22 protein-coding genes and 1 pseudogene are annotated in these 21602 nt (G+C 67.7%); 11 read left to right on the top strand and 12 right to left on the bottom strand.

Features of this window, described 5'->3' with window-relative positions:
* Positions 1-62 precede the first annotated feature (62 nt).
* From ABIE51_RS09900 to ABIE51_RS09920, 5 genes are all read right to left on the bottom strand, one after another.
* Positions 63-527 (bottom strand): YidH family protein, encoded by a 465-nt coding sequence (locus ABIE51_RS09900; protein WP_198173868.1) that lies wholly within the window; start codon positions 525-527, stop codon positions 63-65.
* Positions 528-562: 35 nt separating this feature from the next.
* Complete coding sequence (locus tag ABIE51_RS09905; RefSeq protein WP_192630579.1) at positions 563-2242, bottom strand: ATP-binding protein; 1680 nt, start codon at positions 2240-2242, stop codon at positions 563-565.
* Positions 2229-3743, bottom strand: coding sequence for an ATPase domain-containing protein (locus ABIE51_RS09910; RefSeq protein WP_192630580.1), 1515 nt, complete (start codon positions 3741-3743; stop codon positions 2229-2231). The genes ABIE51_RS09905 and ABIE51_RS09910 overlap by 14 nt, the downstream gene beginning before the upstream one ends.
* Positions 3744-3950: 207 nt before the next feature.
* On the bottom strand, positions 3951-5393 hold the full coding sequence (locus ABIE51_RS09915) for an Hsp70 family protein (protein ID WP_192630581.1): 1443 nt from the start codon (positions 5391-5393) through the stop codon (positions 3951-3953).
* Positions 5394-5478: 85 nt separating this feature from the next.
* The gene (locus ABIE51_RS09920) at positions 5479-6270 is read right to left on the bottom strand and encodes an arginase family protein (protein WP_192630582.1); all 792 of its coding nucleotides are present in this window, start codon (positions 6268-6270) and stop codon (positions 5479-5481) included.
* Positions 6271-6491: 221 nt separating this feature from the next.
* On the opposite strand from ABIE51_RS09920, the gene ABIE51_RS09925 reads away from it, so the two are divergent.
* The 5 genes from ABIE51_RS09925 to ABIE51_RS09945 are packed head-to-tail and all read left to right on the top strand — an operon-like array spanning position 6492 to position 11453.
* Positions 6492-8666, top strand: a complete 2175-nt coding sequence (locus tag ABIE51_RS09925; protein WP_192630583.1) for a TonB-dependent siderophore receptor — start codon at positions 6492-6494, stop codon at positions 8664-8666.
* A 43-nt stretch (positions 8667-8709) separates the two neighbouring features.
* Complete coding sequence (locus tag ABIE51_RS09930) at positions 8710-9027, top strand: iron uptake protein (RefSeq protein ID WP_157030067.1); 318 nt, start codon at positions 8710-8712, stop codon at positions 9025-9027.
* Positions 9028-9039: 12 nt separating this feature from the next.
* Positions 9040-10704, top strand: a complete 1665-nt coding sequence (locus ABIE51_RS09935; RefSeq protein ID WP_192630584.1) for a PepSY-associated TM helix domain-containing protein — start codon at positions 9040-9042, stop codon at positions 10702-10704.
* Positions 10697-11044 carry a DUF3325 domain-containing protein gene (locus tag ABIE51_RS09940; RefSeq protein ID WP_192630585.1) on the top strand — a complete coding sequence of 116 codons (348 nt, stop codon included), beginning with the start codon at positions 10697-10699 and terminating at the stop codon, positions 11042-11044. The genes ABIE51_RS09935 and ABIE51_RS09940 overlap by 8 nt, the downstream gene beginning before the upstream one ends.
* 34 nt (positions 11045-11078) lie before the next feature.
* The gene (locus ABIE51_RS09945; RefSeq protein ID WP_192630586.1) at positions 11079-11453 is read left to right on the top strand and encodes a hypothetical protein; all 375 of its coding nucleotides are present in this window, start codon (positions 11079-11081) and stop codon (positions 11451-11453) included.
* Here the strand turns inward: ABIE51_RS09945 and ABIE51_RS09950 are convergent.
* From ABIE51_RS09950 to ABIE51_RS09960, 3 genes are all read right to left on the bottom strand, one after another.
* Entirely contained in the window at positions 11410-11622 is a 213-nt protein-coding gene (locus ABIE51_RS09950) for a hypothetical protein (RefSeq protein WP_192630587.1), read from the bottom strand. The two genes, ABIE51_RS09945 and ABIE51_RS09950, sit on opposite strands and share 44 nt — an antisense overlap.
* Positions 11623-11808: 186 nt before the next feature.
* Positions 11809-12066 (bottom strand): hypothetical protein, encoded by a 258-nt coding sequence (locus ABIE51_RS09955; RefSeq protein WP_192630588.1) that lies wholly within the window; start codon positions 12064-12066, stop codon positions 11809-11811.
* A 54-nt stretch (positions 12067-12120) separates the two neighbouring features.
* On the bottom strand, positions 12121-12657 hold the full coding sequence (locus ABIE51_RS09960; protein WP_192630589.1) for a carboxymuconolactone decarboxylase family protein: 537 nt from the start codon (positions 12655-12657) through the stop codon (positions 12121-12123).
* A gap of 80 nt (positions 12658-12737) precedes the next feature.
* Here ABIE51_RS09960 and ABIE51_RS09965 point away from each other — a divergent pair, with 80 nt between their 5' ends.
* From ABIE51_RS09965 to ABIE51_RS09985, 5 genes are all read left to right on the top strand, one after another.
* Positions 12738-13655, top strand: coding sequence for an AraC family transcriptional regulator (locus ABIE51_RS09965; protein ID WP_192630590.1), 918 nt, complete (start codon positions 12738-12740; stop codon positions 13653-13655).
* Between the two features lie 36 nt (positions 13656-13691).
* The gene (locus ABIE51_RS09970) at positions 13692-14030 is read left to right on the top strand and encodes a YciI family protein (protein WP_115842143.1); all 339 of its coding nucleotides are present in this window, start codon (positions 13692-13694) and stop codon (positions 14028-14030) included.
* Between the two features lie 22 nt (positions 14031-14052).
* The gene (locus ABIE51_RS09975; RefSeq protein WP_354503963.1) at positions 14053-14460 is read left to right on the top strand and encodes a pre-peptidase C-terminal domain-containing protein; all 408 of its coding nucleotides are present in this window, start codon (positions 14053-14055) and stop codon (positions 14458-14460) included.
* Between the two features lie 207 nt (positions 14461-14667).
* A complete protein-coding gene (locus ABIE51_RS09980) occupies positions 14668-14886 on the top strand; it encodes a hypothetical protein (RefSeq protein ID WP_115842145.1) in 219 nt (72 codons plus the stop codon).
* Between the two features lie 66 nt (positions 14887-14952).
* The gene (locus ABIE51_RS09985; RefSeq protein WP_192630591.1) at positions 14953-15438 is read left to right on the top strand and encodes a DUF4440 domain-containing protein; all 486 of its coding nucleotides are present in this window, start codon (positions 14953-14955) and stop codon (positions 15436-15438) included.
* A gap of 10 nt (positions 15439-15448) precedes the next feature.
* On the opposite strand, the gene ABIE51_RS09990 is transcribed toward ABIE51_RS09985, so the two are convergent.
* On the bottom strand, positions 15449-16510 hold the full coding sequence (locus tag ABIE51_RS09990; RefSeq protein WP_192630592.1) for an oxidoreductase: 1062 nt from the start codon (positions 16508-16510) through the stop codon (positions 15449-15451).
* Positions 16511-16656: 146 nt separating this feature from the next.
* Here ABIE51_RS09990 and ABIE51_RS09995 point away from each other — a divergent pair, with 146 nt between their 5' ends.
* Entirely contained in the window at positions 16657-17568 is a 912-nt protein-coding gene (locus ABIE51_RS09995; protein ID WP_192630593.1) for a pseudouridine synthase, read from the top strand.
* Here the strand turns inward: ABIE51_RS09995 and ABIE51_RS10000 are convergent.
* The 3 genes and pseudogenes from ABIE51_RS10000 to kdpC form a co-directional block, all read right to left on the bottom strand.
* Positions 17558-18256 carry a response regulator gene (locus tag ABIE51_RS10000; protein WP_192630594.1) on the bottom strand — a complete coding sequence of 233 codons (699 nt, stop codon included), beginning with the start codon at positions 18254-18256 and terminating at the stop codon, positions 17558-17560. The two genes, ABIE51_RS09995 and ABIE51_RS10000, sit on opposite strands and share 11 nt — an antisense overlap.
* Positions 18257-18271: 15 nt before the next feature.
* A pseudogene (locus tag ABIE51_RS10005) lies at positions 18272-20918 on the bottom strand (ATP-binding protein).
* A gap of 25 nt (positions 20919-20943) precedes the next feature.
* Entirely contained in the window at positions 20944-21570 is a 627-nt protein-coding gene (gene kdpC / locus ABIE51_RS10010; RefSeq protein ID WP_192630596.1) for a potassium-transporting ATPase subunit KdpC, read from the bottom strand.
* Positions 21571-21602: the final 32 nt, after the last annotated feature.

Consider the following 21602-nt stretch of genomic DNA (forward strand, 5'->3'; position numbering starts at 1 on the left):
TTTGTCGATTGCGCGCGCCGTGGTGCGCTTGCGCGGACATGACGATCGTTGGAAGGTTGCGCTCACGCGAACGGTCCCACGCGATAGATCATGCTGACGACGGTGACGACGCCCAGGGCGAGAAGCAGCAGCGCCGTGATCAGCGTCATCGACGGCGGGAACGGACTCTGCGCATGCAGCACCCCTTCGGCGCGCATCGCATCGCGCTGTCTGCGCAGCGCATACATGAACCACGCGTGGTAGACGATGCCCATCGTCAGCACCAGCGCACCGATGAGCGCGAGCGACAGGCCGAAGTTCCGGCCCGACGCCGCATGCGCGATCATGCCGGTTTCCTTCAGCTGGTCGAACACCTTGTGGATGGTGAAGCCGAAGCTGAGCAGCGACAACGACGTGCGGATCACCGCCATCAGCGTGCGGTCGGCGGCCAGGCGCGTTCGCTGGAACGCCATCCCGGTGCGGCGCGAGGCAAGCTCGTTGGACGTGGACGCAAGCGGCGAGGTGACGGCGGGTTCCTGAGCGGACATCGGTGCCTCCCGTAGTGTCGGAGCGTGGCGCGAACCTATGAAACCGCGGGTGCCGGAACGTGGTGCTCGATGGCCGCGCGCAGTTCGTTGAGGCCGTATGGCTTGCGAAGTATCGAGATGCCCAGCGCCTCGGCCTCGCCGCGCATCGCTTCGGAAAACCCGCTGGTCAGCAGCACCGGCAATGCCGGGCGCCGCTTGCGGATCTGCTTCGCCAGCGCGATGCCGTTGGTGCCACCGGGCATCATGATGTCGGAGAACACCAGGTCCACGCGGCGATCGTCCGCCAGCGCGCCGAGCGCCGCGGTCGCGCTGGTCGCATGGATCACGTCGTAGCCGATGCCGCGCAACATCTGTTCCACCAGCGCCGCCACCTCGACGTCGTCCTCGACCAGCAGCACGCATCGCTCCGGCGTGGACGACACGTCGATGCGGTGATGCGCCTGGATGGCTTCGTGCTCGGCGAGCTCGTGCGAGCGGGGAAGGCAGAGCGTGATCCGCGTTCCTTCGCCGACGACCGAGTCGATCGTCACGGCGCCGCCGCTCTGCTTGGCGAACCCGTACACCTGCGCCAGGCCGAGGCCCGACCCCTTGCCGACGTCCTTCGTGGTGAAGAACGGTTCGAACACGCGCGCCTTCACTTCGTCCGTCATGCCCGAACCGGTGTCGCGCACCGTGAGGTTGACGAAGTCGCCTTCGATGCCCTCGATGACCTGGCGCGCGTTCCTGCCGGTGATCGTGATCACGCCGCTGCCGCTGATCGCGTCGCGTGCGTTCACGGCGAGATTGAGGATGACCAGTTCCAGTTCGCCCGGATCGGCCACGACCGGCCACAGATCCTGCGCGAGTTCGACGTTGACCTTGATGTCGCCGCGCAGGCTGCGGTCGAGCAGTTCTGACATGTTGCCGATGAGCGTCGACAGGTTCACCGTCTCCGGGCGCAGCGCACGGCTGCGCGAGAACGCGAGCAACTGGCGCGTCAGGCCCGCGCCACGCTGCGCGGCCTGCTGCATCGCGCGCACCAGCTTGCCGCGACGTTCCGGATCGTCGTGGAGCTCGAGCATGTCGAGTCCGGCGGTGATCACCATCAGCAGGTTGTTGAAGTCGTGCGCGACGCCGCCGGTGAGCTGCCCGAGCGCCTCGAGTTTCTGCGCGTGCCGCAGCGTTTCCTCGACGCGCGCGCGCTCGACCATTTCGTCGCGAAGCTGGGTATTCACGGCTTGCAGCTGCGCGGTGCGTACGTCGACCAGCGTCTCGAGCTGCGCGGCGGCCGCCTCACGTGCGAGCAGCAGCGCACGGATCTCGAACTGCCGCTTTCGCGCGCGCAACGCCGCCTGCATCACGCTGACCAGCGTGATCGGCTGCACGGGCCGTTCGATCAGCGACACGTTGCCGAGGCGCTCGATCTGCTGCTTGCGCCATGCCGCCACGCGCGGATGGTCGTGGCGGCTGGTAAGCATGACGAAGGGCAGGTCGGACCACGCGGGCTGGCGTTGCACCAGGTCGGCCAGGCGGTCGAGCGCCTGGCCGAACAGGCCTTCCTCGGCGACGAATGCGATGCCGGCGCCTTGTTCGATGTCGGCCAACAGCGCGTCGTAGCTGCCGCAGATGCGCGTGGCGATGCCGGCGCGCTGGAGCAGTTCCGAAGCGGAGGTCGCGTCGCGCCCGGTGGGCGCGAAGATCAGCACGACCTCCTGCAGGGACTCAGTCGGTTCCATGGGCGCCATGCAGCAGCGGCTCGTCGCCGCCCGTATAGGACGGCGTACCCGAGAAAACCCCGTGGAAATCGCGCAGGGGCGGACCCAGCAACAGGCCGCTGCCGCTCAGCTGGAACTCGCGGATCGTGTGCTCGTGATGGCCGCTTCGCTTCTTCACCACCGACAGTGCCCGCCTCACGGTGCCCGCGTATTCGAAGAACCGTAGCATCAACACGGCGTCGCTGAGGTAGCTGATGTCCAGCGGCGTGTCGGCCGGACCGACCATGCCGTGCTGCGCGAGGATCAGGATCGTGAGGATGCCCTGCTGGCCGAGGTAGGTCAGCAGTTCATGCATCTGCAGGATCAGGAACCGTCCGTCCGGCATCGCGTTGAGATAGCCGTTGAGGCTGTCGATCACCACCACGCGCACGCCGTCCTCGTCCACGCGCCTGCGCACGATGGCGGCGAATTCGCCCGGCGACATCTCGGCCGGATCTATCTGCTGGAGGATGATGAGGCCCGAATCGAGGGCCGGCTGCAGCTCCATCCCGAGCGTGCGTGCACGCGCTTCCAGCGTCCCGCGTCCTTCGTCGAAGGCGAAGAACGCCGCGCGTTCGCCGCGCTGCGCGGCCGCGATGGCGTAACTGAGCGCGAGCGAGGATTTGCCGACGCCGGCCGAGCCGATGAGCAGTGCGTTGGTTCCGCGCTCCAGGCCGCCGCCGAGCAGTTTGTCGAGTTCGGCGTTGCCGCTCGGCGTGAATTCGCCGACGAACGAGCTGTGATGCTCGGCCGCGACGAGCCTGGGAAAGATGTCGAGTCCGCCCTTGCGGATCTTCATGTCGTGGAAGCCGCCGCGGAATTCCATGCCGCGCATCTTGATGACGCGCAGGCGGCGGCGTTCGGCGCCGTATTCGATCGCCAGCTGCTCCAGCAGCACGACGCCATGCGAGATCGAATGCAGCTGCAGGTCGTCCTGTGCCGACGACATGTCGTCCAGCAACACCACGGTGCAGCTGCGGCTGGCGAAGAAGTGCTTCAGCGCCAGTACCTGCCGGCGATACCGCAGCGAGCTTTGCGCGAGCAGGCGTAGTTCCGACAGGCTGTCGATCACCACGCGACTCGGGTTGAGTTCGGCCACGCGATCGAGGATCAGCTTCGTGGTTTCGCCGAGTTCCACTTCCACCGGATGCAGGACGGTGAGCTCGTGCGTCGGGTCTAGCGTGGTCTCGGGCGGCACGAGCTCGAAGATCTCCACGCCTTTCAGATCCCAGCCGTGGCGGCTCGCCACGAGCTTGAGTTCGGCTTCGGTTTCGGACAGCGAGATGTAGAGCGCCTTCTCGCCGTTGCGCGCGCCTTCCAGCAGGAATTCCAGCGCGAGCGTGGTCTTGCCGGTGCCGGGCTTGCCTTCGTAGAGATACATCCGATCCGCGTCGAGGCCTCCGCCCAGGATGTCGTCGAGCCCGCTGTTGCCCGAGGAAATCCGCGTACCGGTGCTGCTCTGCGTTTCAGAACGACTCTGCATAGGCCTTCGTCTCCGATTTACTGGGGTGCCACGCGTCCGAACGAGGGGCGCGTCGAGCCGACGTGCAGCCACAGCCAGCCCGTCGACGTCACGACTCCCGTCGTACTGTCGCGTCTGCTTGTACTGTGTACCATCGTGCGTGAAAGCACATTCAGAGGTGTGAAAGGCGCGCGAAGGCAGCGTTGGAAACCCCGTGGGACGGGGCCTTCAGACCGCCGCGGCGTGAGCGAGTCCTGTCACCACGCCGAGCGACGCATTGCCCGCGATCACTTCCGCATCCGGGAAGATCGTCCTGACCAATGCAGGTACGTACGGCGAGCGCGACATGCCACCGGTGAGGTACACCCTCTCCGGCGGATGCTCGAGTTGGTCGCGCGCCCGTTCCATCAACGTGCGCAGCTGATAGAGGAATGGAGACGCTGCGTCGTTGAGTCGCGCGGCGTCGATCGGCGCAGCCAAGCCATCCTCGATGAAGTCGAGATCCACGGTCAGGTCCTGCATGTCGCTCAGCGCGATCTTGGCGCGTTCCACGGCGCGGTTGAGGCGCACGGTGTGGCCGCGCTGCTTTAGCGTCTCCAGGCGCTGGCCGTACGGCGCGTCCACATGCTCGAACGACGTCTCGCGGAATCGCGCCTGGCGTTGCAGGTCCTGCACCGCCGAGGCTTCGTAGAACCGGTGCACCGGCGTGTTGGTCACGCCCTTGCCGAACAGCGGCATCACGCCGCGCATGCTGAGTTCGATATCCACGTCGGTGCCGCCGACCGGCTCGCCCCAGGAGTCGTGCACGATCGGCGCGACCGTCGCGCCGCCGACGTCGGCCAGCGCCATGTCCGTCGTGCCGCCGCCGATGTCGACGATCAGCGTGCGACGCGGTCGTCGTGTCTGCGCGTGGTAGCCGTACGCCGCGGCGGCGGGTTCCTCGAGGAATTCGACCTCGTCGAAACCGGCGGCGTAGGCCGCGTCGGTGAGGATTTCCAGCGCCTGCACGCCACCGGCTTCCTTCATCGAACTGCGGAACCGCACCGGACGCCCGAGTATCGCCGCGCGCACTTCGGTGCCCAGCTGCGCGCTTGCGGTGAGGCGAATGTGCCGCAGCAGCTGCGTCGCGATGCCGAGCAGCGTGTCGCGTGCACGGGCTTCGAGCTTGTAGCCGAGCATGGACTTCGGCGACACGACGAGCTGGCCAGCGCCGCCGTCGATGAAGGCATCGACGGCTTCCTCGCCGTACAGCGCACGCTGCAGGTCCACGCCTTCCAGCATCGCCTTGCGCATTTCCTCGGCGGCCCAGCGGCGCCGCACGAGCGCGCGCGCATCGCGTTCGAATTCCAGGTCCGAACGCATGCGCGGCGAGGGGATCATGCCGAGTTCGGCACTCCGCTGCGGCTCGGGGCGCTTCATCGCTTCCTCGCGACGCGCGCGAAGTTCCGCATGCTGCCGCGCCTGGTCGCGCTTGAATTCCCCGACAAGCCGGCGGACTTCATCGTGCAAGGCGTCGGTCAGCTCGAACTCGGACAGGTCCGGCAGCCGCTGCGGGAAGAACACCGTGGTGCGGAACTGCAGCTCGTTGCCGAAACGGATCAGGTGAAGTTCGCCGTCGATAACGGCGCCGGCGGCCGAATAGCTCGTGCCGAAGTCGATTCCAATGCGCATGTGGTGCCAGATCAGGGATTGCGAACGCGATTCTGCCTTGAACCGCTTGCATCGGGCCATTCGCAGGCATTTCAAAGCACGCCGGTTACCGGCCGGCGGCTGCCTCGCAGAGGCGCTGGATCACGCGGCTGCCATCGCGCGCCGCCTCGTCGTCGACGGGCGCGAATTCGGTCACGGTGAAGCCGACGAGGTCGGCCTCGCGCGCGATGCGGGCGACCAGCGCCACGGCGTCGTCGACGCCCAGCCCGCCTTCGGGATACGCGATGTGCGGAAACTCGCGCGGGTCCAGCACGTCCAGGTCGAAGTGGATGTGCACCGGGCCACGGATCGCCTCCTGCGGATCCAGTTGCCTCAAGGCCAGTTCGCGCTGCAGCGCCCAGTCGCCTTCATCGCCGACGCGGATTCCGACGTAGCGGAATCGCGCGGGATCGATGGGCGGGCCCATCAACTCGCGCATCGGTGCCGGTGCGCGACCAAGGATCGCGCTCACCGGCATGCCGTGGAAGTTGCCGCTGGGCGAGGTCTCGGGTGTGTTCGCGTCGAGATGGGCGTCCATCCAGATCACCTGCAGCCCGGGGTGCACCCCGTGCAGGTGATCGATCACGGCGACGTCCACCGCGCAGTCGCCGCCGGCGGCCAGCACGCGCCTGGCGTTCGACTGGGCGAGCAGGGCTTTCGCGTTGCGGAACTGCGTGAAGATCGCGTCCCAGCGATGCACGCCATGCGCATCTGCCGCGTCGTCGCTAGCGACCGGCACGCGAACCATCGGCGCGAATTGCGCGCACACGGCGGCTGCGGCTGTCGCGCCGCGCGGAAGGTCGGTGTGGCGCCCCGATCCCTGCCATTGCGGGTACGACAGGCTGATGTCGAACGGCATGGCCTGCTCCTCGGATCGCGGACGCCAATGATGCCAGCGAGCGCGGTTTTCCACCGGCCGCGGGGCGGAAAGTCAATGCGAATCTTGCATAATGAGACTTATTCGCATTTAATGATGAACAGGCAGGGGCTCTCCGGACTTGCGCATTGGCCACCGGTGGCCATTCGCGGCGCGACGGTCAGGGCACGACCCGCCACTCCCGTTCGCATCCAGACGACCCCATGCACGCCATCGGTTCCGCCCGCACGACCCGCCACGTTTCCCGCCACGCTCCGGCCGCGACGCCCAACCGGCTCGGCCTCGCCGTCTTCCTCGCGTTGCTCGCCGCCAACGGCACGGCCTTCGCCGCCGATGCCGCCGCAGCCGACAGTGCGACCGATCTCGACGCCGTCCTCGTGGTCGCACAGCGCGCCGAGCGCGTCAGCAACGGCGCGACCAATCTCGACCTGACCATCAAGGAAACGCCGCAGTCCATCAGCGTGATCGACAGCGCGCAGATGCAGGCGTTCCAGACCAACAGCCTCAACGACGCGCTGCGGATGGCCACCGGTATCCAGGTGGACGAGTGGGAAACCAACCGCACCACGTTCACCTCGCGTGGCTTCGACATCGAGAACACGCAGATCGACGGCGTCGGCCTGCCGAACGACTGGGGCATCGTCACCGGCGCGATGGATATGGCCGGCTACGAGAAGCTGGAAGTCATCCGCGGCGCCAACGGCCTGCTCACCGGCGTCGGCAACGCGGCCGGCACGATCAACTACGTGCGCAAGCGGCCGACCAACGATGCGCAGGGCTCGCTCGGCGTGAGCTACGGCTCATGGGACACCGTGCGTGCGGACATCGACTATTCGACGCCGTTCACCGACGACGGCCGCTGGGCCGGGCGCTTCGTCGCCGCCCACCAGGAAGGCGATTCCTGGCTTCGCGACAAGCAGGACCAGCGCGATTTCGTCTACGGCGTCGTCGATGGCCAGATCGGCGAGAACGGCACGCTGACGCTCGGCTATTCGTGGCAGAAGGCGCAGACCGACGGGAACATGTGGGGCGCGCTGGCCTTCATGTACAGCGATGGCACCCAGGCCGAATGGCCGCGCAGCGCGTCGACCACGCAGGACTGGACCTTCTGGGACACGACCAACCAGAACGCGTTCGTCGAGTACGCGCACCAGCTTGGTTCGGACTGGCAGCTGAAGCTGTCCTACGACTACCGCAACACCGAGAACGCCGACAAGCTGTTCTACGCCACCGATTACGCCGCCACCGGCCTGGAGCCGGGCACCAACCTCGGCCTGTATGGCTACGCATGGCGCGGCGACGACGAGATGACCTCGCACCTGGCGACGGCGACCGTCGATGGTCGTTTCGCGCTGTGGGGCCGCGAGCACGAGGCGATGCTCGGCATCGGCTGGGCGAAGAGCGAGGCGGAAAACCGCGAGTTCGACGCCGACATCTACGACAACGGCATGTACGGTTACATCCCGATGCCCGCGTTCCCGTGGGCCGGCAATGCCGTTCCGGAACCGGTGTGGGGTGCGCGCTCGGTCTACAGCGTGCTCGACCAGCGCCTCAAGCGCGCCTTCGGCGCGACGCGTCTGGCGCTCACCGACCGCTTCAAGGCCGTGCTCGGCTTCAACTTCGCCGAATACCACCGCGAAGGCGTGAACTACGGCGTCGTGTTCGACCAGACCGAAAGCCACACCAGCCCGTACGCCGGCCTCACCTACGACTTCAACGAGCACGTGCTCGGCTACGTCAGCTATTCGGACATCTACCATCCGCAGAGCCAGTCCGACGCCGAAGGCCGCTACCTGGATCCGACGAAGGGCACGAACTACGAACTGGGCGTGAAGGCCGACTGGCTCGACAAGCGCCTGCTGACGACGTTCGCGGTGTTCCAGGCCAAGCAGGACAACCTCGCCACCGGCGCCGGTTACAACCAGAACGGCCAGTACTACTACACCGGCGTCAACGTCGAATCCAAGGGCGTGGAGTTCGAAGTCACCGGAAAGGTGTCGGAGAACGTCGACCTCGTCTTCGGTGCGACCGCCCTGAGGCTGACCGGCCAGGACGGCGACGATACGTACCGCTGGGTGCCGCGCCGCACCGCGAACCTGATGGTGATGGCGCGCCTGCCGAGCTACACGGCGCTGTCGTACGGCCTCGGTGGTCGTTGGCAGAGCGACATCTCGAACGTCGAGAGCAACGGCTTCACCGTGCGCCAGGACAGCTACGCGGTGCTCAACGGCTTCGTGGCATGGGACTTCGTGCCCAACGCGACGGTGCGCTTGAACGTCAACAACCTCACCGACGAGAAGTACATCAACACGCTTCGCTACAGCGGCTTCTACGGCGCGCCGGCGAACTACATGCTGAGCCTGAACTGGCGGTTCTGATCGCCATACGCAAACGCGACACAACGAGGACGGAGCCATCGCCATGTCCGGCACGACCGCCGCATCTGCATCTTCCTTCGCGCCCCGGCTGCGCATCGCCTCGCGCGTATGCGCCGCGGTGCTCGGCGGCTACGCCTTCGCGTGGGGTCTGGTGGCGTTGACCACCGCACTGCTGTTCGCGGCGCAGCTGGACTTCCACGATGCCGAGTTCAGCGGTGCCGTCATCGGCCTGGTCGGCTATCTCGTCGTGTTCCTGTGGGCGATCGCGGCGCGCAGGCTCGCGGTGGTGTGGTCGGTGCTGCTGCTCGGCGGCGCGGCGATGGCCGTTGCGGCGTCGCTCGTGCAGTCGATGCTGGTCTGAGGAGGACGCGTCATGCTCAACAGCTTCCGGCAATCGATGGCGTGGCTGCACACCTGGTTCGGGCTGGTGCTCGGCTTCGTGCTGATGGCGGCGTTCTTCTTCGGCGCGTTGTCGGTGTTCGATCGCGAGATCGATCGCTGGTCGAACCCGGCGACGCGCTTCGAGCCGCAGCCCATGCCGTCGTACGACAAGGTGCTCAGGCCCGCGTTCGAGCGCATGCAGCCCACGAAGGACGCCGTGGACGCGATGCGTCCGCGCGTGAACGGCGACATGCCGCAGCGTTTCGACACCGTCGTCAGCTGGAGCGCCTACACGACGCACCGCGATCCGGTGCTGGCGCTGTATGCCGGCTATGAGGTGCCGAACGCGAAGGATCCCGAAGAGGCGATCTGGGCCTACGGCACCATCGATCCGCGCAATGGCCGCGTGCTGTCGAACGACCAGCTGAAGATCGGCAGCGAGTTCTTCTATCCGATGCATTACAGCCTGACGCTGGACTGGAAGAACCTCGGATTCTGGATCGTCGGGTTTTCCGCGCTGGTGATGCTGGCCGCCCTCGTGAGCGGCGTGGTGATGCATCGCAAGATCTTCCGCGAGTTCTTCACCTTCCGCCCCGACAAGGCGCGGCTGCGCAGCGTGCTCGACCTGCACAACCTCACCGGCGTGGTCGCGCTGCCGTTCCATTTCTTCTTCGCGTTCACCGGACTGGTGATCTTCGCCGGCACGTACTACTTCCCGGTCGGGCACACGCAGCTGCACGACCTGCACGAGCTGCACGCGCAGATCGAAGCGAACGAGACCGGGCTGCCGCACGAACGCGCGGGCGTTGCCGCCGGCCTCGCGTCGGTCGACGGCATGGTCGCCGAGGCGCAGCGTCGCTGGCAGGCGAAGGACAAGGCGGGCGACGTCGGCTTCCTCGTGCTGCAGCACGTGGGCGATGCGAACGGCTACGTCAGCGTCTACCGCGCAGGCACCGACCGCATCGCGCTGGTCGGCGACGGCATCCACTTCAAGGCATCCACCGGCGAACTGATTCGCGAAGATCCACCGGCGAGCGCCGTCGGCCGCGTCAGCGAGTTCCTCACCGGCCTGCACCTGCAGCACTTCCGCCACTGGCTGCTGCGCTGGCTGTACGTGCTCGGCGGTTTGGCGGGCGCGGTGTGCATCGCGACCGGCTTCGTTTTCTTCGTCGAGAAGCGCAAGCGCCAGCACGCACAGCAGGGCAGCCAAGGCGCGCGCATCGTCGACGCGCTCGCCGTCACCACGGTCACCGGCATGGTGCTGGCGGCGTTGGGCATCCTCGTCGCGAACCGGTTGCTGCCGGAAACGTTGCCCGGTCGCGGCGACTTCGAACGCTACGCGTTCTGGGGCACGTGGGCGCTCGCCTTCGTGCACGCTGGCCTGCGCAGCGCGCCGGTCGCGCAGGGCAGGGCGAATCCCGCATGGCGCGAACAGTGCTGGGCGATCGCCATGCTTGCAGTGGGTGCGGTCGCGCTGAACTGGATCACTACCGGCGACCATCTGCTGAAGACGCTGACGGCCGGTTACTGGCCGGTGGCGGGCGTGGACCTGTTCCTGCTGTTCGGCGCGACCGTCGCGGCCGTGACGGCGCGCAAGCTGACGAAGAATGCCGCCATCGCGCAGCCGCGCATCGACACGGAGCCAGCGCATGTCTGAGTCGACGCTCTCCGCATGCCTGTTGTCGGCCGCGTTCGCGAGCGCCATCGCCGGCATGGGCTGGCTGGCGCTGTCGATGCCGGTGCACGCGCAGCAGGTCTGGGGCGATGAGCTGTCGCCCCTCAGCGCGCGTGCGCTGCGATGGATGGGCGCGTCGGGATTGCTCGTCGCGTTGGCGCTGTGCCTCGCGGTCGATCACGCATCGATGGCATCGCTGGTCTGGGTGATGACGCTGGCCGCGTCGGCGCTCGCCATCGCGTTCGCGCTTTCGTCCCGACCGGCATGGTTGCGCGGGCTTGCGCCGTGGGTGCGTGTGTCGAAGCCCGGTCCGGCCAGATGACGTAAGCCGGCCGACGCCTCCGGCCCATCGCGAGATGCGCACGGCGGACGACGTCGCCTTCACCTTCGCCGGGTACGATCCGGCCATGGCCGAGCCCGGTGGTACCGAAGTGTTCCGACTATGCGCCGTCGCCGAAGAGAACCGGCGACGTCGCACCGACCTGACCCACACCGTGGCCGCATTGCGGTCCACGATCGCGCAATCGGTCGTCATCGCCTGGCAACTCAACGCGTATGCATCCCACGCGGAACAACACCTTGCGATGGCCGTTGAGCGTGCTGGCCTGGCCAATCCACGCGAATGCGGTGGCGACGAGGCCGAGCCACAGGATGTCGACAGCGTAGCTCCGGCCGAAGGTGCGACCCTCAGGGAGGGGGAAGCTTCGCGTGCATCAGTTCGATCGACTTGAAGGCGTCCACGCCCGCCTGCCGCCGATCCATGGTGCGGCGAAGTTCGTCGATGGACGCGGCCAGTGTCTGCGCCAGCTGCCTGCGCTCGACGATCGCATTGGCGAGTCGTTCATCATCGACAGACGTGTCGTAACTTTCTTCCAGAGCGGAGGAAACAGGGAGATTCATGGTGGCCTTCTCGTGCGGAGCTGCACGGAGGCCCAGGGCTATGCCGCTATGTGATCGGCATGGTGCACGTGCAGCAATACACGCGTGGCAGTTACGGGGATGTGTTTCCGCAGTTGAAGACTGCACGCCTTGACGCCTTCTTCGCATGGCACGCTGGCGACCTGCAGCGAGCGTGCGCTGCACGGATCAGCCAAGGCCTCGCTCGAACGCACTACGCTGCGCGTCGTCGATGCTCACGATCCGGTCGAGTCGGATGAGGCGGTCATCGTCCAGGCGCATGTACTCCACGCCGTCGCGTGCGAACAGGTCGGCGATGCGTGCATCGACGACGCGCCGGTTTCCTTCGTCATCGAGATGGTCGATCGCCACGTTCCGCCGGAGCGTTGCCGCCGCTTCCAGCACGTCGTGGAATTCGCAATCGATGGGGACGTAGGTTCTGGTCATGGTGAGCTCTCCGCGTGGCTGGCCGGGAGCTCCCGGCCAGCGGCCCGCATCGCATCAACGCAGCTTCACGCCGGGGAAATCGACCGGAACGGCGAAGGCGACGTTGACGTAGTTGGTGAACAGGTTCAGCGCGACGTGCGCGAGGATCTCGACGATTTCCTCGTCGTTGAAGCCCGCGGCGCGCAACGCTTCGACGTCGGCCGTTTCGATCTGGCCGCGGCCTTCCACGACGCGGAGCGCGAAGCGCAGCGCGGCGGCCGTCCTCGGATCCTGCGACTGGCCATCCTGCGCGGCGCTCATTTCGTCGCCGCTCGCGCCGGCCTTGCGGCCCAGCGCGGTGTGCGCGGCGAGGCAGTACTCGCAGGCGTTGCGGTTGGCGATGGCGACGGCGATCTGCTCGCCGAGCTTCGGCGGAATCACACCGTCACCGAGTGCGCCGAACGAGCCCCACATGCTCTTGAGGGCGGCGGTGGAGTTGGCGACGGCGCGGAACATGTTCGGCGTGGCGCCGAAGGCGGAGTGGATCTGGCCGAGGATCTGCTGGCGTTCGCCGGTGCTGTCTTTCGGATTGACGAGGGGAATGCGGGACATGGCGGGGTTCCTGGTTGGACCGACCGGAGTGGCCGGTTGACGGGCATACTAGGAACCCGTCCGGGACGATTGGTGGCGATATGTCGCTGAAAGATGGCAATTCGTCCGAGCTTCCCGCGCCGCCCGTGGGCGAAGGCGCCGCGTCCATCGACCGCCTTACGCCGGTGCTCGAGCGCTTTCGCGTGCAGGCCTCGCTCTTCCATTCCGGCCCGCTGTGCGGCCACCAGGTCTTCGATGCGAAGCCCGGTCGCGGTTTCCTGCATGTGCTGCGCCGGGGCGAGATGGAGCTGCTGCACGGGCAGGGGCCGCATAGGGCGCGCACGCATCTGTGCGAGCCGACGCTGCTGCTGTTCCCGCGCGCGGTGCACCACGAATTCGTCAATCCACCCGTCGACGGCTCGGACTTCACCTGCGCGACGCTGGATTTCGACGGCGGGGCGCGCAATCCGATCGTGCAGTCGCTCCCCGACTTCATCGCGCTGCCGCTGGAGAAGATCGACGGACTCGGTGCGACGCTGGACCTGCTGTTCGCCGAATCCGACCAGGTGCGCTGCGGTTCGCGGCTGCTCGTCAATCGCCTGTTCGAGGTGGTGCTGATCCAGGTGCTGCGGTGGATCCTCGATCATCCCGAGGACGCGCACGTGTCGCAGGGCATGATGATGGGACTGTCGGATCCGCGACTCGCGAAGGCGCTCATCGCCGTGCACCAGGCGCCCGATGCCGACTGGACGCTCGAACGCATGGCCGCCAGCGCCGGCATGTCGCGCAGCGCGTTCGCCGCCGCGTTCAAGGCCGCGACCGGAACGACGCCTGCGGCGTATTCGCTCGACTGGAAGCTCAACGTCGCCACCTCGCTGCTGCGCGCGGGGCGATCGGTGAAGCAGGTTGCGCTCGACCTTGGCTTCGCGGACGCGCCATCGCTTTCGCGCGCGTTCCGCAGGCGCACCGGTTCGTCGCCACGCGAATGGCTCACGCTGCACCAGGGCGCGGCAGGCTAGACGTACTCACGATCACGCAACGCAGGAGATGGAACGATGCCGCGATACCTGATCTCGTTCGACGACGGATGGATGACCTTCCCGGAGGAGGACCTGCCGGCTGTGTCCGAGGCCTCGCATGCCGTGGTGCGCGAAGCGAAGGCCGCCGGCGTGTGGATCTTCGGCGGCGGAATCATGAGCCAGCAGGCGTCCGTCGTCGCACCGGATGGTTCGGTTTCCGACGGTGCGTGGCCGGAGACCAAGCCCGTCATCGGCGGGTTCTCGATCCTCGAAGTAGCGTCGCGCGAGGACGCATTGCGATGGGCGGCGAAGATCGCCGAATCGTGTCGTTGCGCGCAGGAAGTGCGCGAGATCATGTTCGATCCCGAGTCGTGAGCCTCAAACAAGGAGCCATGCCATGAAGCCGGTCCACACCCTCGCGCTGTCCATCGCCTTCGCCTTCGGCGCGACATCGGCCGTCGCGGCCGACAAGGTCACGACGGTTCCGGTCAAGTTCGCCAAGGGCGCGAGCAGCGCGACGATGAAAGGCAGCTTCGCGGGCTACGACTCGGTGCACTACACGCTGGATGCGCGCGCGGGCCAGACGATGACGGTAACGCTGGCCGGCAGCAGCAACGCCAACTTCAACGTCTTCGCGCCGGGCGAGGCTCCGGGCGCGGCGACCGCACTGGGCTCCAACGCCGATCGCGGATGGACCGGCAAGCTGCCCAAAACCGGCACGTACACCGTGCAGGTCTACCAGATGCGCGCCTCGGCCCGGCGCGGCGAGAAGGTGCCGTATACGATCACGCTGTCGATCCGCTGAGGCCTCGGCTCGCGTGCCGGTCCGCTAAAGGCCGGCACCCGGTTCGTCGCATCGAGGACATTCGCCGGACACACGGGCCCTCGGCCGTCGCGCCGGTTCCCCGTTCCGTCGGCCTATTCCCCGGTTCGTCGCAGGGCGGTTGCCGACCGGTGGCCCGGGTCGCAGCCTGACGCTCGCCGGATGTCCGGCATCGCTGCGTGAGTCGCCATGAAGACGCTGATCCTCCTGCTGGGCTGGTGCCTGCTGCTGGTGCTCTGCTGGCCGCTCGCGCTGTTGGCGCTGGTGCTGTGGCCGCTGGTGTGGCTGCTCTGCCTGCCGTTCCGGCTCGTGGGCATCACGTTCTCCGCGCTGTTCGCCTTCCTGCATGCGCTGCTGATGCTGCCGGCCCGGCTGCTCGGCTGGCGTCCGCAGGCGGCCGCCGCGTAAGGCAGCGGCAAAGCCGGGCGCGGCGATGGACCCACGCAACCTCAACCGAATCCAGGGAAGCAGCACATGAAGAAGTTCATGTCGGCGGTGGCCGTTCTTGCCGCAATGGCGGGGCCGGGCGCGGCCCTCGCGCAGGACGACCAGTCGCAACAGGCAGCGCTGACGCGCACGGTGGCGGCACTCGATACCGCGGTGTTCGATGCCTTCAACACCTGCAGCAAGCCGGTGCAGCTGGAAAAACATGCCAGCTTCTTCGCGCCGGACGTCGAGTTCTACCACGACGCCGGCGGCGTCACGTGGTCGCGCCGGGAAATGATCGAGAACACGCAGAAGTACGTGTGCGGACACTTCCGCCGCGAACTCGTGCCCGGCACGCTGAGGGTGTTTCCTATCAGCAATTACGGCGCGATCGAGCAGGGCACGCATCGCTTCTGCCAGTTCGACACCGGCAAGTGCGACGGCATCGCCGAGTTCGTCATCGTGTGGGAGAACCGCGACGGCGCCTGGCGGATCACCCGCGTGCTCAGTTACGGACACCGGGCGAACGGCTAGCGCGTCGCGATCAGGCCGGCGCTTGCGGCACGATGCCGCGATCCTGCGACGCCGAATCGTCGGCCGCCTGCAGTATCGCCATGACGCGGATGGCCTCTTCGGGCGGAACCGGATTGGGACCATCGCCCGCGATGGCATCGGCCAGTTCCCCGTAGAAACGCGACTGGTCGCCACGCAGCGCGGGGCGCGTCTGGAGCGCACCGCCGTCGCCTCGCCACTGCAGCGGATCGGGATCGATGCCCCATTGCACATCGCCCGGTCGCACGCCGGCGATCAGCTGCGGCTCCTGCGGGTCGGGTTGCGCCTTCACCAGCGAGCCGCACGTGCCGTGCACGACGAAGCGCGCACCGGGAATCGCCGCCAGCATCCCGACCTGCAACACCGCGCGCGTCGCGCCGAAGGACAGCACCACGTGCGCCCAGTCGTCCGTCGTCGCGCCGTCGCGTTGCCGCGCGAAACTCGCCTGCACGCGGTCGGGCCAACCGAACAGCGACAGCACCTGGTCCACCAGATGCGGCCCGAGGTCCCACCACAAGCCCGTCGCGGGACCGGGGCGCTCGCGCCAGCGATCGCGCACCTGCGGGCGGAAGCGCTCGATGCGCGATTCGAAATGGCGAACGTCGCCCACCAGCCCCTCGTGTATCGCCTGGCGCACGGTGAGGAAGTCGCTGTCCCAGCGCCGATTGTGGAAGACGGACAGCAGGCGTCCTTCGGCCTGCGCGATCCCGAGCAGCTCGATCGCTTCGGGAAGGCTTGGCGTCAGCGGCTTGTCGACCACCACGTGCTTGCCCGCACGCAGCGCCGCCTGCGCGAGCGGAAAGTGCGTGTCGTTCGGCGTGGCGATCACGACGAGGTCGACGTCGGCATCGACGACCGCCCGCATCGGATCGCCTTCCACCGAGACGTCGGGCAGATCAGCCCGCACCTCCTCCGGCCGGCTCGATGCGACCAGAGCCAGCGACAGACGCGGCACAGAGCGGATCAGCGGCGCATGGAACGTGCGCGAGGCGAAGCCATACCCGATCAGCGCGACGCGAATGGGACGGGCGGGATGGTTCGTCTGGCTTGGCATGTCGCTGGTCTCCTGTCGGGATGGTCGTCCACAGCGGTGCGTGCATTGTGCAATGCATCCCGGAGCGATGGCGTGGAGCTCTTCGTGGCGAACCTGATCGCGGCGGCCGGATTCACCGGGACGGCCGTGGATGACACACTTCACGCATGCGCAATCGCCCGCCCAGCATCGACGGACTCGCCGCCAGTACGCTGCAGTTGCCGGCGGGAGCGTGGGCGACGGTGCTCGACTGCCTGTGCGAGCGGTTTCCGTCGATACCGCGCGCGCAATGGCTCGAACGCATGGTGTGCGGGCGCGTCGTCGACGACGCCGGGCGATGGGTGGCGCCGGAAACGCCGTATCGCGTCGGGCTCGAAATCCATTACTACCGCGAAGTGGCCCACGAGCCGCGCATTCCGTTCGACGAAGTCGTGCTGCACGTCGACGACGACCTGCTGGTCGCGGACAAACCTCACTTCCTCCCCGTCGCGCCGGCCGGTGCGCATGTGCACGAAACGCTGCTGGGCCGGTTGATCAGGCGAACGGGGAATGCGGCGCTTGCACCGCTGCATCGCATCGATCGCGAAACCGCCGGGCTGGTGCTGTTCTCCACCAATCCAGACAGTCGTGCGCGCTACCAGGCGCTGTTCCGCGAGCGTCGCATCCAGAAGCAGTACGAGGCGCTCGCGCCGCCGCTGCCGGGTGTCGAATTTCCGTGCATGCGTGCGAGTCGCATCGAGCGTGGCGAGCCATTTTTCCGCATGCGGGAAGTCGACGGGCCGCCAAACAGCGAGACGCACACAGACGTCATCGCCCGCGGTGACGGCCACTGGCGATATGCGCTCACGCCGGTCACCGGGCGGAAACATCAGCTGCGCGTCCACATGGCCGCGCTCGGTGCGCCGATCGCCAACGATCCGGTCTATCCGGCGGTGCGGCACCGCGAGGCCGGCGATTACTCGGCGCCCTTGCAGCTGCTGGCGAAGCGGCTTTCGTTCGTCGACCCGATCAGCGGGGCGGAGCGCAGCTTTTCGAGTTGGCTTGAGCTGGAGAACGGATGCCCGACGCTCAGCCGATGAACCGCAGGCCTACGCCGGGTTCGGTGGCGATCCATCGCGGCGAAGCGGCATTGTCGCCCAGCTTCTGCCGCAGCTTGCCGACGAGGATGCGCAGGTAATGCGTGTCGCCTTCGTGCGTCGGTCCCCATAGTTCCCGAAGGATCTGCGGCTGCGTCACGACGCGGCCGGCGTGCTGCACCAGCAACGCCAGCAGCGCGTATTCCTTGCGTGCGAGTGCCAACGGCTGGCCGCCGAGCGTCACCTCGCGACGGACGAGGTCCACGTGCAGCTGGCCATCGTCGAACACCGGCGGCGTGTCGTTCGCCACCACGCGCGTACGCAGCAAGGCGCGCACGCGTGCCATCAGCTCCTGCGCACCGAAGGGTTTGGTGACGTAATCGTTGGCGCCGCCGTCCAGCCCGGCGACCTTCTCGGCTTCGTGGGAGCGCACCGTCAGCAGGATTACCGGAACGGTCGACCACTGGCGCAGTTCGCGCAGCACCTGCTGGCCGTCGCGATCGGGCAGGCCAAGATCGAGGATCACCAGATCGGCTCCGTGAGTCGCCAGCGCTTCGAGCCCGCCCTGGCCGGTGTCGGCCATGTCCACCACGTAACCTTGCGCACGCAGGCTGATGTCGAGGAACCGGCGGATCTGCGGTTCGTCGTCGATCACCAGGATGCGCGGCGCGTTGGCGGTGGGTTCGGTCATCGGATGTTTAGCGGCTCAGGGCTCCACGCGGGGCAGGGTAATCCGGATGGTGGTGCCGCGACCAATCCGCGCCCGGCAGCGCTTCGACGCTGCCGCCGTGCGCGCCGATCATGCCCTGCGTGATCGCCAATCCCAGGCCGGTGCCTTGCCGCCCGCGATCGCCACGCTCGACGCTGTAGAACATGTCGAAGATGCGGCGGCGTTCGTCCTCCGGGATGCCCGGGCCACGATCGCGCACGTCGATGCGCAGCGCGTTGTCTACGATGCGCGCCTCGATCGTGACGGCATCGCCCGCCGGCGAGAACTTCGCCGCGTTCTCCAGCACGTTGAACAGCGCCTGTTCGACCAGCGCCGGATGCACCCAGATCGGCGAGAGTCCGGGGGCGATCGATACCTCGAAACGCGCGTCCGGCTCGTAGCGCTGCAGGCGCGTGACCGCCGAGCCGATCAGCTCGTCGACGCCGATCCAGTCGCGGTTGAGCGTCAGGCCGCCGTGGCCCAGCCGCGTCATGTCGAGCAGGTTCTGGATGTAGCGGTCGAGGCGTTCGCCTTCGATGCGGATGGTGTCCAGCAGGCTGCGGCGGTCGGGCTCGTCCATCGACTGGCCGTAGTGCTCCAGGCTGCTCGCTGCGCCGATGATGGAGGCCAGCGGCGAGCGCAGGTCGTGCGAGACCGACGACAACAGCGCCGAACGCAGGCGTTCGGTTTCGTTGCCGACGCGCGCGTCTTCCAGATCCGCGACGAGCCGCGCGCGGGCGAGCGCCTGCGCGATGTCCTCGGTCATCGCTTCGGCGAGCCGGCGCTGTTCGGAGCCGATGCGCGCCGCGCCATCGGACAATCGCAGCCCGACCACGCCGGGCTCGCGCTCGCCCAGCACCAGCGGCAGGAACCACCAGCCCGATCCGGCAAGCGTGTCGGTGTAGCGGCCGGACGGCTGGCGATGGCGCATCGCCCAGTCGGCGGCGGCGAGATCCTTTTCGTCCAGCGCTTCGGCGTGGAGCGATTGGCCGCCGGCTTGCAGCATGACGTCGGCATCGAGCGCGCGACGCAGCGCATCGCGACCGGCATGAAGCACCTGACCGACATCGCCAGCGGTCGAGAGCTGCCGCCCCAGCGTCTGCAATGCGGTCGCGTGCGCGTTGGCCGCACGCAACGCGAGCACCTGCATCCGCAGCTTCGACGCGAGCCGCCCGGCGACCAGCGCCGCGACCAGGAACAGCACCACCGTGATCGCGCCCTGCCGCGCGCCGATCATCAGCGTGAAGCGCGGTTCGATGAAGAAGAAGTTGTACGCGAAGAAGCACGACACCGCGGCGATCACCGCCGCCGTCATGCGGGTACGCGCCGCTACCAGCACGACGGCGACGATGAAGATCAGCGACAGGTCGTCCAGTTCGATCCAGCGTTCGGCGATCCACGACAGCGCCGTCGCGCCTGCGGCGGCGGCGAAGGCGAGCGCTGCGTCGCTGCGGCTCAGCAGGGTTCCCGTGTCGCGCCAGGACCGTCGCGCGCGTGCGCGGGCCTCGGGCGTGCTGACGATGGTCAGTTCGTAATGCGCGCCGCGCTGGATCAGCTGCTGCGTCAGCGTGCGGTTGAACATGCGCGCCAGCGGCCGCTCGCGCGTGCGGCCGAGCACGATGGCGCTGGCGCCGGAACGCGAGGCATGGTCGAGCAGCGCATCGACGATGTTGTTCCCGTGCAGCACCAGCGCGTCGCCGCCGAGGCGCCGGGCCAGGGCGAACGCATTGTCGAGTTCGCGCTGGCGTGCGTCGTCGGGCGCATCGCTCGCCTGCACGGTCACCACGGTCCACGGCGCATCGCGGCGTTCGGCGAGGCGTCTCGCCACGCGCACGAGGTACTCCGACGCGCCGCGTCCGTCGATCGCCACCATCACGCCGCGCCGCACCGGCACGCCGGGCAGGCCGCGTGCGGCCTGCGCTTCGCGGAGGTCGCTGTCGACACGGTCGGCCGCCGTCTGCATCGCCAGTTCGCGCAACGCGGTCAGATTGCTCGGCGAAAAGAACGCCTGCAACGCATGCGCGGCCTGTTCGGGCACGTAGACCTTGCCCTGGTGCAGGCGCTCGATGAGCTCGCGCGGCGGCAGGTCGACCAGCACGATGTCGCGCAGCCGGTCGAACACGGCGTCGGGCACGGTCTCGCTCACGCGCACGCCGGTGATGCGGTGCACGACGTCGTTGAGGCTTTCCAGATGCTGGATGTTGATCGTCGTATAGACGTCGATGCCGGCGTCGAGCAGTTCGATCACGTCCTGCCAGCGGCGTTCGTGCCGGCTGTCCGGCATGTTGCGGTGGGCGAGTTCGTCGATCACCGCCAGCGCGGGCTTGCGGGCGAGCAGGGCGTCGAGGTCGAATTCCTCCAGCGTGCGGCTCGCACCGCCGGGAGGCGCGTAGTCGATGCGCCGACGCGGAATGACGTCGAGGCCGTCGATCAGTGCTGCCGTCTCGCTGCGGCCGTGCGTCTCGACGATGCCGATCGCGGCATCGGTGCCGGTGCGCACCAGCTCGCGCACGCGCGTCAGCATCGTGTAGGTCTTGCCGACGCCGGGCGCGGCGCCGAGGAAGATCGTCAGCCGCCCGGCGCCCTGTCGCTGCAATTCGCCGACCAGGGCGTCGGCCTGCCGCTCGCGGCTGGAATCGGTCATGTGGCTATTGTGGCCGAAGCGGGCGTCAGCGTTTCGCGTCGAGCGCGAGGTTCAGTTCGAGCACGTTGACGCGCGGCTCGCCAAGGGCGCCGAACGTCGCCGGTTCGGTGTGTTCGGCGACCAGCGCGGCGACGTCGGCTTCGTTCAACCCGCGGGCTTTCGCAACCCGCGCGATCTGCACCCTCGCGCCGGCTGGCGACAGATGCGGGTCCATGCCGCTGCCGGACATCGTCACCAGTTCGGCGGGAACCTCATCGGGCGAGATGCCATAGCGCTTCGCGACCTGCTGCCGAAGCGCCGCCATGCGCTCGCGCAGGTCGGGATTGCCGCGCGCGAGGTTGCTGCCGGCGGCGGCCATCGGGTCGTAGTTGCCGGCCGACGGGCGCGGCTGGAAGTAGCGCGCATCGGCGAAGGGCTGGGCGACCAGGGCGGAGCCGCGCGGCGTGCCGTCGACCACGACGAGGCTGCCGGTCGCCTGGTACGGGAACAGCACACGTCCGATGCCGGTGCCGGCGAGCGAGTAGAGGAAGCCGAAGCCGAGCAGGATGACGGCGGCGAAGGCGAGGCTGGGGCGGAGGGTGGTGCGGTCGTCCAGCGTGTGGTCGCCACGCGCCGAGGCGTTGAGAGTGATGGAGCTCGCTGTGGTGCTCATTTCGTGTCCTTTTGGAAGATGGCGAATGCGGG

The sequence above is a fragment of the Lysobacter sp. OAE881 genome (genome assembly GCF_040546665.1).
In the GTDB taxonomy this organism is placed as follows: Bacteria; Pseudomonadota; Gammaproteobacteria; order Xanthomonadales; family Xanthomonadaceae; genus Lysobacter_J; species Lysobacter_J soli.

What these genes read in the sequence shown, in the direction of transcription:
- ABIE51_RS09900 (WP_198173868.1), bottom strand. Translation starts at nt 527, where the DNA reads ATGTCCGCTCAGGAACCCGCCGTCACCTCGCCGCTTGCGTCCACGTCC.
- ABIE51_RS09905 (WP_192630579.1), bottom strand. Translation starts at nt 2,242, where the DNA reads ATGGAACCGACTGAGTCCCTGCAGGAGGTCGTGCTGATCTTCGCGCCC.
- ABIE51_RS09910 (WP_192630580.1), bottom strand. Translation starts at nt 3,743, where the DNA reads ATGCAGAGTCGTTCTGAAACGCAGAGCAGCACCGGTACGCGGATTTCC.
- ABIE51_RS09915 (WP_192630581.1), bottom strand. Translation starts at nt 5,393, where the DNA reads ATGCGCATTGGAATCGACTTCGGCACGAGCTATTCGGCCGCCGGCGCC.
- ABIE51_RS09920 (WP_192630582.1), bottom strand. Translation starts at nt 6,270, where the DNA reads ATGCCGTTCGACATCAGCCTGTCGTACCCGCAATGGCAGGGATCGGGG.
- ABIE51_RS09925 (WP_192630583.1), top strand. Translation starts at nt 6,492, where the DNA reads ATGCACGCCATCGGTTCCGCCCGCACGACCCGCCACGTTTCCCGCCAC.
- ABIE51_RS09930 (WP_157030067.1), top strand. Translation starts at nt 8,710, where the DNA reads ATGTCCGGCACGACCGCCGCATCTGCATCTTCCTTCGCGCCCCGGCTG.
- ABIE51_RS09935 (WP_192630584.1), top strand. Translation starts at nt 9,040, where the DNA reads ATGCTCAACAGCTTCCGGCAATCGATGGCGTGGCTGCACACCTGGTTC.
- ABIE51_RS09940 (WP_192630585.1), top strand. Translation starts at nt 10,697, where the DNA reads ATGTCTGAGTCGACGCTCTCCGCATGCCTGTTGTCGGCCGCGTTCGCG.
- ABIE51_RS09945 (WP_192630586.1), top strand. Translation starts at nt 11,079, where the DNA reads ATGCGCACGGCGGACGACGTCGCCTTCACCTTCGCCGGGTACGATCCG.
- ABIE51_RS09950 (WP_192630587.1), bottom strand. Translation starts at nt 11,622, where the DNA reads ATGAATCTCCCTGTTTCCTCCGCTCTGGAAGAAAGTTACGACACGTCT.
- ABIE51_RS09955 (WP_192630588.1), bottom strand. Translation starts at nt 12,066, where the DNA reads ATGACCAGAACCTACGTCCCCATCGATTGCGAATTCCACGACGTGCTG.
- ABIE51_RS09960 (WP_192630589.1), bottom strand. Translation starts at nt 12,657, where the DNA reads ATGTCCCGCATTCCCCTCGTCAATCCGAAAGACAGCACCGGCGAACGC.
- ABIE51_RS09965 (WP_192630590.1), top strand. Translation starts at nt 12,738, where the DNA reads ATGTCGCTGAAAGATGGCAATTCGTCCGAGCTTCCCGCGCCGCCCGTG.
- ABIE51_RS09970 (WP_115842143.1), top strand. Translation starts at nt 13,692, where the DNA reads ATGCCGCGATACCTGATCTCGTTCGACGACGGATGGATGACCTTCCCG.
- ABIE51_RS09975 (WP_354503963.1), top strand. Translation starts at nt 14,053, where the DNA reads ATGAAGCCGGTCCACACCCTCGCGCTGTCCATCGCCTTCGCCTTCGGC.
- ABIE51_RS09980 (WP_115842145.1), top strand. Translation starts at nt 14,668, where the DNA reads ATGAAGACGCTGATCCTCCTGCTGGGCTGGTGCCTGCTGCTGGTGCTC.
- ABIE51_RS09985 (WP_192630591.1), top strand. Translation starts at nt 14,953, where the DNA reads ATGAAGAAGTTCATGTCGGCGGTGGCCGTTCTTGCCGCAATGGCGGGG.
- ABIE51_RS09990 (WP_192630592.1), bottom strand. Translation starts at nt 16,510, where the DNA reads ATGCCAAGCCAGACGAACCATCCCGCCCGTCCCATTCGCGTCGCGCTG.
- ABIE51_RS09995 (WP_192630593.1), top strand. Translation starts at nt 16,657, where the DNA reads ATGCGCAATCGCCCGCCCAGCATCGACGGACTCGCCGCCAGTACGCTG.
- ABIE51_RS10000 (WP_192630594.1), bottom strand. Translation starts at nt 18,256, where the DNA reads ATGACCGAACCCACCGCCAACGCGCCGCGCATCCTGGTGATCGACGAC.
- kdpC (WP_192630596.1), bottom strand. Translation starts at nt 21,570, where the DNA reads ATGAGCACCACAGCGAGCTCCATCACTCTCAACGCCTCGGCGCGTGGC.